The 13,591-nt window shown below is 73.3% G+C and carries 13 protein-coding genes; 7 read left to right on the top strand and 6 right to left on the bottom strand.

Annotated features, from left to right (window positions below; translation table 11 throughout):
* Positions 1-139 precede the first annotated feature (139 nt).
* The gene (locus tag MNY60_RS03390; protein ID WP_242333567.1) at positions 140-565 is read right to left on the bottom strand and encodes a hypothetical protein; all 426 of its coding nucleotides are present in this window, start codon (positions 563-565) and stop codon (positions 140-142) included.
* Positions 566-759: 194 nt separating this feature from the next.
* Between MNY60_RS03390 and MNY60_RS03385 the strand changes: the two genes are divergently transcribed.
* The 3 genes from MNY60_RS03385 (at position 760) to MNY60_RS03375 (ending at position 3,817) form a co-directional block, all read left to right on the top strand.
* On the top strand, positions 760-1,551 hold the full coding sequence (locus MNY60_RS03385) for a hypothetical protein (RefSeq protein ID WP_242360033.1): 792 nt from the start codon (positions 760-762) through the stop codon (positions 1,549-1,551).
* A gap of 125 nt (positions 1,552-1,676) precedes the next feature.
* Complete coding sequence (locus MNY60_RS03380) at positions 1,677-2,984, top strand: DUF190 domain-containing protein (protein ID WP_242333575.1); 1,308 nt, start codon at positions 1,677-1,679, stop codon at positions 2,982-2,984.
* Between the two features lie 110 nt (positions 2,985-3,094).
* Positions 3,095-3,817, top strand: coding sequence for a YebC/PmpR family DNA-binding transcriptional regulator (locus tag MNY60_RS03375; protein WP_242333578.1), 723 nt, complete (start codon positions 3,095-3,097; stop codon positions 3,815-3,817).
* Positions 3,818-3,866: 49 nt separating this feature from the next.
* On the opposite strand, the gene MNY60_RS03370 is transcribed toward MNY60_RS03375, so the two are convergent.
* The 4 genes from MNY60_RS03370 to MNY60_RS03355 form a co-directional block, all read right to left on the bottom strand.
* Complete coding sequence (locus MNY60_RS03370; protein ID WP_242355705.1) at positions 3,867-4,499, bottom strand: cyclopropane-fatty-acyl-phospholipid synthase family protein; 633 nt, start codon at positions 4,497-4,499, stop codon at positions 3,867-3,869.
* Positions 4,500-4,590: 91 nt separating this feature from the next.
* The gene (locus MNY60_RS03365) at positions 4,591-5,157 is read right to left on the bottom strand and encodes a hemerythrin domain-containing protein (protein WP_242333584.1); all 567 of its coding nucleotides are present in this window, start codon (positions 5,155-5,157) and stop codon (positions 4,591-4,593) included.
* 205 nt (positions 5,158-5,362) lie between these two features.
* On the bottom strand, positions 5,363-6,790 hold the full coding sequence (locus tag MNY60_RS03360; RefSeq protein ID WP_242333587.1) for an FAD-binding oxidoreductase: 1,428 nt from the start codon (positions 6,788-6,790) through the stop codon (positions 5,363-5,365).
* 377 nt (positions 6,791-7,167) lie between these two features.
* Entirely contained in the window at positions 7,168-7,917 is a 750-nt protein-coding gene (locus tag MNY60_RS03355; RefSeq protein ID WP_242333590.1) for a sulfite exporter TauE/SafE family protein, read from the bottom strand.
* 299 nt (positions 7,918-8,216) lie between these two features.
* On the opposite strand from MNY60_RS03355, the gene MNY60_RS03350 reads away from it, so the two are divergent.
* The 4 genes from MNY60_RS03350 (at position 8,217) to MNY60_RS03335 (ending at position 13,121) form a co-directional block, all read left to right on the top strand.
* On the top strand, positions 8,217-9,443 hold the full coding sequence (locus tag MNY60_RS03350; protein ID WP_242333594.1) for an ABC transporter substrate-binding protein: 1,227 nt from the start codon (positions 8,217-8,219) through the stop codon (positions 9,441-9,443).
* Positions 9,444-9,536: 93 nt separating this feature from the next.
* Positions 9,537-10,415, top strand: coding sequence for a branched-chain amino acid ABC transporter permease (locus tag MNY60_RS03345; protein WP_242333596.1), 879 nt, complete (start codon positions 9,537-9,539; stop codon positions 10,413-10,415).
* Positions 10,416-10,431: 16 nt separating this feature from the next.
* Positions 10,432-12,393 carry an ATP-binding cassette domain-containing protein gene (locus tag MNY60_RS03340; RefSeq protein ID WP_242333599.1) on the top strand — a complete coding sequence of 654 codons (1,962 nt, stop codon included), beginning with the start codon at positions 10,432-10,434 and terminating at the stop codon, positions 12,391-12,393.
* Positions 12,394-12,404: 11 nt separating this feature from the next.
* Positions 12,405-13,121, top strand: a complete 717-nt coding sequence (locus MNY60_RS03335; protein ID WP_242333602.1) for an ABC transporter ATP-binding protein — start codon at positions 12,405-12,407, stop codon at positions 13,119-13,121.
* Between the two features lie 6 nt (positions 13,122-13,127).
* On the opposite strand, the gene MNY60_RS03330 is transcribed toward MNY60_RS03335, so the two are convergent.
* Positions 13,128-13,565, bottom strand: a complete 438-nt coding sequence (locus MNY60_RS03330; protein WP_242333606.1) for a response regulator — start codon at positions 13,563-13,565, stop codon at positions 13,128-13,130.
* Positions 13,566-13,591: the final 26 nt, after the last annotated feature.

Genomic DNA, 13,591 nt, shown 5'->3' with positions numbered 1-13,591 from the left:
ACCGCGGCGCGCGCCCCCTCGTCGCGGGACTCGCTAAAGAGCCGGGCGCCGGCGCGCACGTGCTCGTCGGCGCCCGAGCCTCCGCTCGCGAGCGACAGCCCGAGCAGGGCGACCGCGACGGCGGGGGCGAGCATCGTCGCTAGCGGCGGCCGGTGTTGGTGGGCGGGACGTACGGGGTCGGCTGGCTCCGCGTCGTGCGCGCGGTCTCCGCCCGGGTCTGGCCCGCGGCGGCGTGCGCGTCGGAGCTCGCGGCGCCCGCGGCGCTCGCAGCGGCGGCGTGCGCGGCGGCGTTCGCAGCGTGCGCCCGCGCGTCGCGGGCCGAGTCCTGCGCCTGGGCGTGGGCGGCGCGCTGCGCGTCGCCCTGCTTGCCGAACGCGATGTTCTCGTGGACGTAGGTGGCGCGCTCCGAGGCCTGGCTCGGCAGCGTGGGCGGCGTCGCGGGCGCGTCGGCCTTGTCGGCGAGGGCGCCGTCCGCAGCGTCCTTCGTCTCCACGTCGTCGGCGAGCCCGGCCCGGGCGAAGAGGATCCCTGCGAGTGCGGCGGTGATGACCCACATGCGCTTCATGCTTGTCTCTCCTTTTTGGCCGCACCGAGCGGCCGGCTGCCCGAAGAGCAACCGGTATGCCGCGCGGATCCTCGCGAGATCACGTGCCCTCCCTCGATGCGCCCGTACGCCGCGGTACAGGTGTTCGTACCGGTGCGTACGGCCCGGGCTCCCACGCGGGGCGCTCGAGCCGAGGGGTGAGCACCTTTGGAATCGTGAGCCGTACCGCCGTGGCCTTGCTGCTCCTCGCCCTCGCCTTTCCGGCGACGGCGGTCGAGGTGCGCTCGCCGCCCGGCGCGCTGCACGGCTTCCCCTCCATGTCCGACGCGCGGGGCGCGGTGGTCGCCGACGGCGAGCTCTCCCAGGAGCGCCGCGGAGACCGGCTCGTCGTTCACGCCCGATGGGTGTTCCGCGACGGGCGGCAGGCGGAGGAGACCGACACGTTCCGGGTCGGGGCCGAGCTCGAGCAGGAGCGGTTCGCCTGGGTCGAGACGCTGCGCGGCGAGGAGCAGCGCCGGTTCGAGGTGGACTTCGCCACCGGCGAGGCGCGTTCGGTCGTCCGGCGCGGAGATCGGATGGAGCGAGAGCGCGCGAAGCTCGACCTCCCGGCCGGCCGCTCGTTCGCAGGCTACGGCACGGCCCTCGCGGCGAGTCAGCTCCCCCTCGAGCCGGGTGGAGCGTCGGAGCTCACCTTCGTTGCGTTCACGCCGAAGCCGCGCGTGGTGACCCTCGTGGTACGCGACGACGGCCCGGACGACATCCCTGCGGCGGAGCGGCGGATCGCGTGCGACCGCTTCACGCTCCACCCGAAGCTCCCCCTCCCCCTCCGCCCGTTCGTGCACGCGCCGGACGCGCACCTCTGGTTCACGCGGCGTGCGCCGCGGGCGCTCGTCCGCGCCGAGCAGGAGCTCGTGGCGAAGGACGATCCGCGGGTCGTCATCGACGTGATCCCGCGCGGAAGCGTTCAGGCGCGCTCCCCTGGCCGCCGCTCGCCAGCCGGCCGCTGATCCCCCAGGGGTCCTCGCCGGCACCCCGATCGCGCCTGCCCGAACAGACCCCGTGCCCTAGGATCCGGACGGGCGCCCGCCTCGGCGTGGTTCGGGCGGGATCTCGACCGGCCCGGGGGTGAAGGATGGGCATCGACCTCGTCGGCAAGGCGAAGCGCGTCCGCGTCTACACGAGCGAGGACGACCGCGTCGGGCGGAGCCCGGCGGCGCACGCGGTCCTCGAGTACCTGCGCCGGGAGAACGCGCAGGGCGCGACGCTCCTCCGCGCGGCGAGCGGCTTCGGCGCCGCGGGGGAGCTCCACACCGCCGGGCTCGTCGACATCGCGCCTCACCTGCCGGTGATCGTGGAGTGGATCGACCGGCCAGAGGTGGTCGAGCGGCTCCTGCCCCGGGTGAAGGAGCTCGTGCCGCACGGCCTCATCACCGTGGACGACACCGAGATCGTGCTGCACGCGCCGCACCCGGTGCGGGACCTCCCCGCGACGATGACCGCCGCCGACGTGATGTCGCGCGACGTGGTCTCGGCGGCGAGCGACACGCCCCTGCGCGAGGTCGTGGAGGCGCTGCTCGGCAAGCCGTACCGCGCCGTCCCGGTCGTCGACGACGGCGTGCCCGTCGGGATCGTCACGGGCTCGGATCTCGTCCGCAAGGGCGGCCTCGGCGTGCGGCTCGATCTCGCCGCGACCCTCGAGCGCCCGGAGCTGCAGGAGCTCCTGCAGCGGCTCTCCCGCTCGAGCCTCGTCGCCGCCGACGTCATGACGCGGCCCCCGGTGACGGTCGAGGCCGGGACGCCGCTGCCGGACGTGGCCGCGCGGATGGCGCGACTGCGCCTGAAGCGGATGCCGGTCGTGAGCGACCACGGCAAGCTCGTCGGCGTCGTGGCCCGCGTCGATCTGCTCCGGGCCGCGGCCCGCAGCCTCGACACCGCCGCGCCGGGCTCGGGGGCGGCGGCGCGGGCCCTCGGCCTCGCCCGGGACACGCCGCTCGCGCGCGTGATGCGGCGCGACTTCCCCCTCGTGCGGCCGGAGACGCCGCTCGCGGAGGTGTTTCAGGCCGTCGTCGCGACGCGGCTGAACCGAGCCCTGGTGGTGGACGCCGAGCACCGGGTGGTGGGGCTCGTCACGGACGCGGAGCTGCTCGAGCGGATCACCCCCGCGCTCAGGCCGGGCGCGCTGCGCTCGCTCATGAGCCGGCTCCCGTTCGCGCACCCGGGGCCGGAGGAGATCACGCTGGAGCGTCACGCCCACGCGCGCACGGCGGCGGATCTGATGACGAGCGAGGTCGCCCTCGCCCGCGAGGACACGCCCGTCGCCGAGGCGATCGGCCTCATGCTGGCGGGTAACCACAAGGTCCTCGCCGTGACCGACGCGGGCGGGCACCTCGTCGGCATGGTGGACCGCTCGGACCTGCTGCACGGCCTCATCCCAGGCTAGCAGGCGCGAAGGGCGCGGGCGCGCGGAGCTTGCGCGCGGGTGGCCGTGTGAGATATCCGCCCGTCCGGGGGCGCGAGGGACGGCCTCGCCCCGCGCCGAGAGAGGGACGCATGGGACGCATCTTCGAGACTCGCAAGGCCACGATGTTCGCCCGCTGGAACCGGATGGCGAAGGTCTTCACCCGGATCAGCAAGGACATCGCCATCGCCGTGAAGGGGAGCGGGCCCAACCCGGACAACAACCCCGCGCTCCGGCGCGCGCTGCAGAACGCCCGCGGCGCCAACATGCCGAAGGACAAGGTCGAGGCCGCCATCAAGCGGGCGAGCGGCCAGGACCAGCAGGCGTACGAGGTGGTCGTCTACGAGGGCTACGCGCCGCACGGCGTCGCCGTGATGGTGGAGACCGCCACCGACAACGTGGTCCGGACCGTGGCGAACGTCCGGATGCACTTCAAGAACAACGGCGGCAACCTCGGCACGACCGGCAGCGTGGCGTTCCAGTTCCGCAGGATGGGCGTCTTCCGCCTCGCGCCCGAGGGGATCGACCTCGACGCGATCGAGCTCGACCTCATCGATCACGGCCTCGAGGAGATGGGCGAGGGGACCGGCGAGAAGGGCGAGAAGCAGATCGTCATCCGCAGCGCGTTCGAGAGCTTCGGCCAGCTCCAGGCGGCCATCGAGGAGCGGAAGCTCCCCCTCCTCTCCGCCGAGTCGGAGTACGTGGCCCAGACGCCGGTCGAGCTCCCGGAGGACCAGGCGAAGGAGGTCCTCGAGCTGGTGGACGCGCTCGAGCAGGACGAGGACGTCCAGCGCGTCTTTCACAACCTCGCCTGAGGCACCGCGGCGCGATCGCCGGTGCCACCGGACGATTCCGGGCGCCGCGCTAGCGCGACGCGCGCTCCGGGATGATCCAGAGGAACACCCGCGCGCCGCCGGCGACGGCGGTGCGCTGGGGCTCCCAGTCGCCCATGTCGTGGGCGTGGGAGACGACCCGCGTGCCCGGCCGGAGCTCCCGGAGCAGCTTCGGCCGGAGCCGCAGGTTCACCTCGGGCCACAGGTACAGCATCACGACCGTCGCCGGCCCGAGGTCGGTCTCGAAGAGATCGCCCTCGCGGAGCTCCACCTTCTCCTCGACGCCCGCGGCGCGCGCGTTCTCCCGCGCCTCGCGGATCCGCTGGGGATCGAGGTCCACGCCGACCGCGCGGGCGCCGCGCTTCGCCGCGGCGATCACGATCCGCCCATCGCCGCAGCCGAGGTCGTAGACCACGTCCCCGGCCCGGACGTCCGCGAGCGCGAGCATCCGGTCGACCACCTCGGGGGCGCTCGGCTCGTAGGGGACGTCCAGCTTCGGCGCAGGCGCGGCGCTGCCCCGTCCCGGCGCGGCGAGGGCAGCCCCGCCCGAGCCCGGCGCGGCGACGACGAGGAGCGCGAGCGCCAGGAGCGCGCGCGCGGCGCTCCTCCTCCGCGGAGCGTCCCGATCCCCGGCCGAAGACCGCACGGCCCCTTCGCCCGCCATGACCACCTCCGCGCCTCGCCCTGTCGGCGCGAAGATGCGTTGCGGCCTCGCGCGGCGCATCCCGCAGGAGAGGCGTCGCCCCGGACGCGAACTACCGCGCCGGCGGCGCCGCGCGCGCAGCGGGGCCCGGCGGCTCGACCACGCCGCGGCGCGCGCGGATCTCCCGGACGATCTCGCCGTCCACGGACCTTTCGAGGAGCCGGCGCATGGCGGGGAAGATGACCTTCTCCTCCCGCTCGAGGTGCGCGACGAAGTGCCGCTCGAGCTCCGCCGTGGCGGCGCCGACGACGGGCGCGAGCGCCGCCAGGCGGCCCGGCTCGCGCGCGAGCTCCTCGCACGCGCCCACGAGGATCGCGAGCGGCGCCTCGTGCTCGGCGTGCTCCCGCGTCATCGTGTCGAGCTCCGCATCCACGGCCGGGTCGCGCCCGCGCAGCCGCGGCAGGATCGAGCGCTCCTCGTCCTGCGCGTGGAGCGGCAGCGCCTGCGTGAAGTAGCGGCGCACGCGGGCCGCCGCCTCGGGGACCGCGGCTGCTTCGGCCGGGCCCGCCTCGGCGATCCGGCGCGCGAGGCCGAGGAAGGAGCGGATGCGCTCGTGGCATTCGAGCAGGAGGTCGACCGAGTCTCCGGGCGCCGCGGTGCCTCCGATGCGGGTCAGCATGTGCTCGCCTCCTCGTCCGTCCGGGACGCTTCGCACGGCGGCGTGCCGCGCTCGCGCGATTCAATGCGAAGCCCCTGCCATCCGCAGGATCCCGCCGGATCCGTGGGATCTTGCGCGGGCCACGCGAGCGAGGCACCCGGATTTCGGTGAGGCAGCACGCGCCGTCGGTGGTGCACTGTCCCCGCGGTGCTCGCCGCCCGCGCCGCTACGGGGCGGGGCGGATGTTCTGGTTCAGGCGGAAGAGGTTGTCTGGGTCGTACTTCGCCTTGATCCTGGCGAGCCGCTCGTAGTTCGGGCCGTAGGCGCCTTGCACGCGCTGGGCCTCGTCGTCCGGCATGAAGTTCACGTAGACGCCGCCGGTCGCGTGCGGGGTGAGCGCGTCGAAGAGCGAGCGTGTCCAGCGCACGCACTCCGCGTCCTGGCCACGGTCGGTCCAGCGGGTGTGGACGTTCACGAACAGGCGCACGTCACGGCGCGAGTAGGCGGTGGCCTCCGCCGGCACCCGGCTGATCGCGCCCCCGAGCGTGCCGATGAACACCTCGCACTCTGGAGACGGCAGCCGCCGGACGTGGTCCAGCAGGATGTCGATCGCCGCGTCGTCGAGCTCGCGCAGGTCGTGGGACTTCCAGTAGTTGCGGGCGCCGGGGGCGAGGAGCGGGTCGAAGGCCGTCTGCCACGCCACGAAGGGCGCGGGGCCGATCACGTCGGCGATGGGCTGCCCCAGGGCGCGGAGCGGAGCGAGCGCCTTCACTCCCTCCTCCGGCACCTCGCCCACGTAGCATGCGGCGAACACCAGGACCTCCTTGCCGTGGACCTCCGGAGGGAGGAACGGGAGCGGCGGCGCCTTGCGCATCACCACCCAGGCGGTCACGTCGTCTGGGGCGCCGGCGACGAAGCCTCGATAGCCCTTCAGGAGCTCCTTCGCGCGGGAGAACGGGTGGACGACCAGCCCGGCGAGCACCATCGGCCCGAGCGGATGGAGGCGGAACTCGAACGACGTCACCACGCCGAAGTTCCCGCCGCCGCCGCGGATCGCCCAGAAGAGGTCGGCGTTCTCGTCCTCTCTCGCCTGGAGGAGCCTGCCGTCGGCGGTGACCACGTCGGCCGAGAGCAGGTTGTCGATCGCGAGCCCCAGCTTCCGGCTCGTCCAGCCGAACCCGCCCCCCAGCGTCAGCCCGGCCACCCCGGTGGTCGAGTTGATGCCGAGCGGCGTCACGAGCCCGAACGCCTGGGCCTCACGGTCGAACTCACCCAGGGTGACGCCCGGCTCGACGCGCGCGGTCCGCCGGGCGGCGTCGATCCGCACCGACTTCATCGGCGTGAGGTCGAGGGTGAGGCCGCCCTCGCACACCGCGTTCCCGGCGACGTTGTGCCCGCCCCCACGCACCGACAAGAGGACGCCGTGCTCGCGCGCGAAGTCTACCGTCCGCATGACGTCGGCCGCTCCGGCGGCGCGCACCACCGCGCCGGGGTGCTTGTCCACCATGGCGTTCCACAGGGTGCGCGCCTGCTCGTAGCCCGGCTCGCCCCGGAGGCAGAGCGCGCCGCGCAGCTTCTCGCGGAGCGGAGCCAGCAGCTCCGGGGTCAGCAGGGGAACCTCGGCGCGATCGGGCTTCACCATCACGTTCGCCATGTCCGGACCTCCCGTGCCCGCGCGGCGGCCGCGCAGGGAACTCCCGCGGCGGAGCGCCGCGCGGTGTGGCCCACGCATGTATCGGCGCCCGGAGCGAGACCAGGTCGCGTCATCGGTTGGTTGGGTCGTAAGCGGACGCTGGGTGCCGGCCGAGAGATCGCCCACGGAACGAACGGACCGGGCACGCTCCGGGCGCCCGGGTGGGCGAGATCGGGCGCCGTGTCCGTGATCGCCCGTAGCCTCGATGGGCGAGGTCGCCGCGGTGTCCGTGATTGCACGGAGCCTCGATGGCGTGCTCGTGCTCCGTGCCCCGAGCGCACTTCACCGGCTCCGGATGTTTGACCGGCGCGCGTGCTCCGGTGCGGGCGGCGGCGCCCTCAGGCGCGCAGCCAGAAGAGCGCCGCCATCAAGAGGCCCGTCGCCACGATCCCTCCGCGCAGCCACGCGCCCGGGACCCTGCGAGCGGCTCGCGCTCCCAGGTAGCCGCCCGCGATCGAGCCCACCATCATGAGCGCCCCCTCGCGCCACAGGACGATCCCGCCGAAGGCGTAGAGGCCCACCGCGATCGCGGAGAGGACCGCGGACAGGAGGTTCTTGAGCCCGTTCATCGCGTTCAGGTTCGTCTGCCCGAGCACCGCGAACAGCGCGAGGAGCAGCACGCCGAGCCCGCCGTTGAAGTACCCGCCGTAGACCGAGACCGCGAGCACGCCCATCGCCGCTCCGCGCGCTCCGGCGCCGCCGCCCGCGCGCGCCGCGCGCAGGAGCCGCGGCGCGGCGGCGAAGAGGGCGGTCGCGGCGAGGAGCAGCCACGGGACGATGCGGCGGAACGCGGGCGCCGGCGTGAGGAGGAGGAGCGCCGCGCCGAGCGCGCCCCCCGCCGCGCCGAGCGCGAGGAGCGCCGGGAACGACAGCCCCGGGGGCGGGCGTAGCTCCTCCCGGAAGCCCCAGGTGCCCGACAGGTAGCCCGGCAGGAGCGCGAAGGTGCCGGTGGCGTTCGCGGCGAGCGGTGCCGCTCCGGTGAGGACGAGCGCCGGCAGCGTGAGGAAGCTGCCGCCGCCGGCCACCGCGTTGAGCGCGCCGGCCACGAACGCGGCGGACGACAGCAGGGCGACCTCACCGAGGCTCATGCGCGTCGCACCCGCGCCTGCGCGCAGCATTCGCGTGCCCCGCCTCCCCTGGGGCGCCCGCGACCCATGGGCCGCCACGGCGGTCGACCGTGAGTCCAGAGCCGTCGCGATCCGTCGAGAACATCCGTGTTCACGCTCGAATCCCTCGCCGTTTTCCCAGGCTCCGATCCCTCGTCGAACCCGCTGCGCGCTCCCGCGCGCCGCGGATCTTTCGTGTTACCGTACCGCGCCGCTGCTGGATTTGCGTCTCCCGAACCCGTTTTTTGCGCTCCTCGCGTTCACCCGCTCCAGGGGATCACATGACGAAGCTCTTCGGAACGCTGCTGCTCTGCGCCCTCTCCCTCCCAGTCTCCGCCGCCGACTCCGTGAAGATCGCCGTCACCGGCCCGTTCACCGGCGGCTCCGCCCCGATGGGCGCGTCCATGCGCGACGGCGCCAAGCTCGCCATCGCCGAGATCAACGCCGCGGGCGGCATCCAGGTCGGCGACAAGAAGCTCAAGATCGAGGCCGTCGAGCGCGACGACGAGGCGAAGAACGAGCGCGGGGCGCTCATCGCCCAGGAGCTCGCCGCCATGCCGGACCTCTCCGGCGTCATCGGCTCCGTGAACACGGGCGTGGTGCTCGCGGGCGACAAGCACCTCCAGGACCGGGGCATCGTGAAGATCATCACCCCTGCGGCGGGCTCCGCCTCGATGACCCAGTGGGCGAAGGGCGCAGAGGGCCCGAAGACGCTCTCCATGTTCCGCTTCGCGGCGCACGACGGCATCCAGGCGGCCATGGTGGTCGAGGAGGCGGTCAACCGGAAGTACACGAAGGTCGCGCTGCTGCACGACGCGACGAACTACGGCGTCTCCGGCCGTGACGACCTCGTCCGCCAGATGAAGCTGCAGGGCGACAAGCTCCAGGTGGTCGCCACCGAGAAGTTCAACATCGGCGACAAGGACATGACCGCCCAGCTCCTCCGCGCGAAGGCCGGCGGCGCCCAGGCGATCCTGATCTGGGGCATCGGACCCGAGATGGCGGCCGTCGCGAACGGCATGGCCAAGCTCGGCATGAAGGTGCCGCTCATCGGCGGCTGGACGCTCTCCATGTCGAACTTCATCGACAACGCCGGCAAGAACGGCAACGGCACGCTCATGCCGCAGACGTTCATCGAGGAGCCCATCACCCCGAAGGCCAAGGCCTTCATCGCGGCCTACCACAAGGCCTACGGCGTCACGCGCATCCCCTCCCCCGTGTCGGCCGCGCAGGGCTACGACGCGGTGTACGTGTTCGCCGCGGCGGTCAAGCAGGCGAAGAGCACCGACAGCCAGAAGATCCGCGAGGCGCTCGAGGACCTGACGGAGCCGGTGAGCGGCGTCATCGCCACCTGGAAGAAGCCCTACTCGAAGTGGGATCCGTCGAACGTCGAGACCCACGAGGCGTTCCGCCGCGAGCAGGTCGTGATGGGGATGATCCAGGACGGCCGCGTCGTGTTCGCGAACGAGCGCGATCGCGCCCGCCTGCAGAAGAACGGCAACATGTAGCCTCCGGCGAGGGGGAGGAGGGCCGCCCTCCTCCCCTCCCCCGTTCTCCTCGTTCTCCTCCGGTCTCCTCCCCGCACCTCGGATCCCGCGCCCGTGCCCGCCTCGATCGTCGCCCAGATGGCCATCAGCGGGGCGCTGATGGGCCTCGTCTACGCCCTCATCGCCTACGGCTTCCAGCTCACCTACGCCACGAGCAAGAGCATCAACTTCGGGCAGGGCGAGCTCGTGATGGTGTCGGCGTTCTTCAGCCTCACGCTCCTCGACCTGGGCCTCTCCTACTGGCTCGTGCTCCCCGCCGGCCTCCTCTTCGGCGCGGCGCTCGGCCTCGTGGTCGAGCGCGCCGGCGTGCGGCTCGCGCTGGAGCAGAAGAGCGAGGGCTGGATCCTGCTCACCATCATCCTCGGCCTGTTCTTCTTCTCGGCCGCGGAGAACATCTGGGGCCGCGACGACCGGCCGTTCCCGACGCCCATCCCCTCCGACTCCATCCACGTGCTCGGCGTGGACGTGACGCCGCTCGAGCTGTCGGTCGCGGTCGGCGTCCTCGCCGTGATGGGCCTCATCGAGCTCCTCAAGCGCAGGACCCTGCTCGGGAAGGCGTTCGAGGCGGTGTCGGTGGATCGCGACGCCGGGGAGCTCATGGGCATCTCCGCGAAGCGGACGGTGATGCTCTCGTACGCGCTGTCCGGCGCGGTGGCCGCCCTCGCCGGCATCCTCGTCTCGCCCATCACCACGGTCGGGCCGACGATGGCCTCGGCGCTCGTGCTGAAGGCGTTCTCGGTGGCGGTGGTGGCGGGCCTCGACTCCGGGTTCGGCGTGGTGCTCGTCGGGACGTTCCTCGGCGCCCTCGAGACGCTCGCGAGCTTCTACGTCGGGAGCGGCTGGCGCGAGGCGCCCGGCCTCGTCCTCCTCATCCTGGCCCTGGCCGTGCGCCCCACCGGCGTGTTCGGCAAGGCCGCCATCCGCAAGGTCTGACGGGAGCGCTCGCGCCATGTGGAAACGGCTGTTCCTCGTCCGCGGTGCCGAGCTCCTGCTGTTCGCGTCCCTCGCGGCGCTCCCCCTCGCCGTGGCGAGCCCGTACGCGCTCGGGCTCCTCACGCTCCTCGCCATCTACGGCATCCTCCTCATCGGCCTCGACGTCACGGTCGGCTACCTCGGCCAGGTGAACCTCGCCCAGGCGGCGTTCCTCGGCCTCGGCGCGTACGCCGCCGCGATCGTCGTCACCCACACCGGCCTGGGCCTGGTCGGCGCGCTCCTCGTCGCGCCCACCGTGTGCTTCGTGCTCGGCGCGCTCCTCGCGCTCCCGGCGCTCCGGCTCGAGGGGCCGCAGTTCGCGCTCGCGACCCTGAGCTTCACGGCGCTCGCGACCACCGCCCTGAACGAGCTCGAGTGGCTGACGCAGGGCGCCCAGGGCTTCAGCCTCTCCCGCCCGCCGCTCCTCGGCCACGCCCTCGGGGCGCGCGCGTTCTACTGGATGTGCGTGGCGCTCCTCGCGATGGTCTGGATCGCGATGCGGAACCTGCTCTCGTCGCAGTGGGGCCGCGCGTTCGAGGCGCTGCGAGACAGCCCCATCGCCACCGACGCGATGGGCGTCGGCACCTACCGCCACAAGGTCGCCGCGTTCGCGTTCGGCTCCGGGCTCGGCGGCCTCGCGGGCGCGCTCTACGCGTTCAACTTCCAGTACCTCCAGCCGCAGAGCTTCGTGTACGAGCTCACGGTGATCCTGCTGCTCGGGGTCGTGCTCGGCGGGAGGAAGAGCCTGTGGGGCGCGTTCGTGGGCGCCTCGCTCGTGGCGCTCCTCCCGAACCTGCTCTCCAACCGGACGCTCTTCCAGGCGTTCTCCGCGCTCGGGCTCGCCGTCGCCCTCGCCGCGGGCGCGCGCGGGCTCTTCCGGCGCACGATGCGGCCGTTCCAGGCGATCGCCCCGGTGGTCGCGACCTCCGCGCTCGTGGTGGGCGGGCTCGTCGTCGAGAACACCGAGGACTGGCGCAAGGCGATCTTCGCCTTGATGCTGTTCTCGGTGGTGGTGGGGCTGCCCGAGGGGCTCATGGGCTTCGCCACCCGCTTCCTCGCGCAGCTCCTCCGCATCGCCCCGCCGCCGCTCCCGCCCCCTTCGCCCCTCGACGAGGTCCTCCCGGCCCGGCTCGCCGACGGCGCCGTGCTCCTCGAGCTGCGCGACCTCCGGCGGCACTTCGGCGGCGTGAAGGCGGTCGACGGCGTCTCCCTCGCGGTGCGCGCCGGGCACGTCCACGGCCTCATCGGCCCGAACGGCTCCGGCAAGAGCACGCTCGTGAACGTGATCTCCGGCCTCTACACGCCGACCTCGGGCGAGGCGCTGCTCAGGGGCAGCCCGCTCCCCCACGGCAGCCTCGTCCGCGTCGCCCGTGCGGGCGTCGCCCGCACGTTCCAGAACCTCCAGCTCTTCACCGGGCTCACCGCGCTCGAGAACGTGATGGTCGCGCTCACGGGCGTGTACCGGGCTCCCCTGCCGTTCGTGCTGCTCGGCCTCGGCCGCGCGGAGGACCGGCGCGCGCGCGCCGACGCCCTGGCGCTGCTCGAACTCGTCGGGCTGCGGGAGCAGGCGCGCACCCCCGCGAAGGACCTCACCTACGGCGCGCAGCGCTTCCTCGAGATGGCCCGGGCCCTCGCGCGGAAGCCCGAGGTCCTCATCCTCGACGAGCCCGCCGCCGGCCTCGCTCACCCGGACGTGGTGAAGCAGGTGGAGGTCATCCGCCGGATCCGCGAGCGCGGCGTGACCATCGTGCTCATCGAGCACCACATGGACGTGGTGACGCAGCTCTGCGACGTGGTGACCGCGCTCGACGGCGGCAAGCTCATCGCGGAGGGCTCGCCCGACGAGGTGAAGCGCCACCCCAAGGTCATCGAGGCCTACCTCGGCAACGTCGGGGACGCCGCCCTGCCCGCGCCGCCCGCCGGCGCACGGATCTCGTGAGGGAGAGCGCGATGCTGCTCGTGGAGGACGTGTACGCGGGGTACGGCCTGAGCGAGGTGCTGCTCGGGACCTCGCTCGCCGTGAAGCCCGGGACGGTGGTCGCGCTCATCGGCGCGAACGGCGCGGGCAAGACCACGACGATGCGCGCCATCTCGGGGCTCATCCGGCCGGCGCGCGGCCGCGTGCTCCTCGACGGGGAGCCCGTCGGCGGCCTCCCGGCGTCGCGGATCGCCCGGCTCGGGCTCGCGCACGCGCCGGAGGGGCGCAAGGTGTTCGGCACGCTCTGCGTGGAGGACAACCTGCTCCTCGGCGCCTACGGCCGGCTGCCGCGCTTCTTCGGCTTCCGCCGCCGGGCGGCGGCCGATCTCGAGCGCGTGTACGGGCTCTTCCCGCGCCTGCGCGAGCGGCGCAGGCAGCTCGCCGGGACCCTCTCGGGCGGCGAGCAGCAGATGCTCGCCATCGGCCGGGCCCTGATGGCACGGCCCAAGGTGATGCTGCTCGACGAGCCTTCGATGGGGCTCGCGCCGGTGATCGTGCAGGAGGTCTTCCGCACGATCCGCCAGCTCAAGGCGGAGGGCATGACGATGCTGCTCGTCGAGCAGTTCGCGAAGACGGCGCTCGAGGTGGCCGACTACGCCTACGTGATGGAGCGCGGCCGCATCGCCATCGAGGGCACCCCCGCCGAGCTGCGCCGCGACGAGCGGCTGCTCGCGGCGTATCTCGGGTAGCGGGCTTCAATCTCCCGAGACGAGCCGCGCGAGCTCGCGCTCGAGCAGGTCGGGCCGGAACGGCTTCGCGAAGGTCCGGTCCGCGTCGAGGGCCGGCTCGTCCTCGAGGTAGGCGCTCGCGACGATCACCCGTCGGTCGCGGTGCTTGGGCTCCGAGCGGAGCCAGTCCAGGAAGGCCCGACCGTCCATCCGCGGCATCGTCAGGTCGAGCAGGATCACGTCGGGCTCGAGGCCCGCCTCGAGCAGCTCGACCGCGTCCTGCCCGTCGGCCGCCTCGACCACGTGGTAGCTCTTGCTCTCGAGCCAGCGCGCGATGAGCTCGCGCAGCTCGTGCTCGTCCTCCACCACGAGCACGCTCGCTCGGGGGTCGAGGCGCGGTTCGTGCTCCTCGACTCCGGCGGTCGAGGTCTCGGCCCCCGGTTGAGCTTCCTGCTGCTGGATCACGGTTCGTCGCCCCCTTCGCCGAACCG

Origin of the sequence: Anaeromyxobacter sp. SG17, from assembly GCF_022690695.1 — a bacterium.
Classification (GTDB): Bacteria; Myxococcota; Myxococcia; order Myxococcales; family Anaeromyxobacteraceae; genus Anaeromyxobacter; species Anaeromyxobacter soli.
Note: the sequence above shows the minus strand (reverse complement) of the source record. Positions and strands in the feature narration are given on the sequence as shown.

Coding starts and splice junctions, on each gene's coding strand:
- MNY60_RS03380 (WP_242333575.1), top strand. CDS start 1,677: ATGGGCATCGACCTCGTCGGCAAGGCGAAGCGCGTCCGCGTCTACACG.
- MNY60_RS03360 (WP_242333587.1), bottom strand. CDS start 6,790: ATGGCGAACGTGATGGTGAAGCCCGATCGCGCCGAGGTTCCCCTGCTG.
- MNY60_RS03365 (WP_242333584.1), bottom strand. CDS start 5,157: ATGCTGACCCGCATCGGAGGCACCGCGGCGCCCGGAGACTCGGTCGAC.
- MNY60_RS03350 (WP_242333594.1), top strand. CDS start 8,217: ATGACGAAGCTCTTCGGAACGCTGCTGCTCTGCGCCCTCTCCCTCCCA.
- MNY60_RS03335 (WP_242333602.1), top strand. CDS start 12,405: ATGCTGCTCGTGGAGGACGTGTACGCGGGGTACGGCCTGAGCGAGGTG.
- MNY60_RS03370 (WP_242355705.1), bottom strand. CDS start 4,499: ATGGCGGGCGAAGGGGCCGTGCGGTCTTCGGCCGGGGATCGGGACGCT.
- MNY60_RS03390 (WP_242333567.1), bottom strand. CDS start 565: ATGAAGCGCATGTGGGTCATCACCGCCGCACTCGCAGGGATCCTCTTC.
- MNY60_RS03355 (WP_242333590.1), bottom strand. CDS start 7,917: ATGAGCCTCGGTGAGGTCGCCCTGCTGTCGTCCGCCGCGTTCGTGGCC.
- MNY60_RS03375 (WP_242333578.1), top strand. CDS start 3,095: ATGGGACGCATCTTCGAGACTCGCAAGGCCACGATGTTCGCCCGCTGG.
- MNY60_RS03340 (WP_242333599.1), top strand. CDS start 10,432: ATGTGGAAACGGCTGTTCCTCGTCCGCGGTGCCGAGCTCCTGCTGTTC.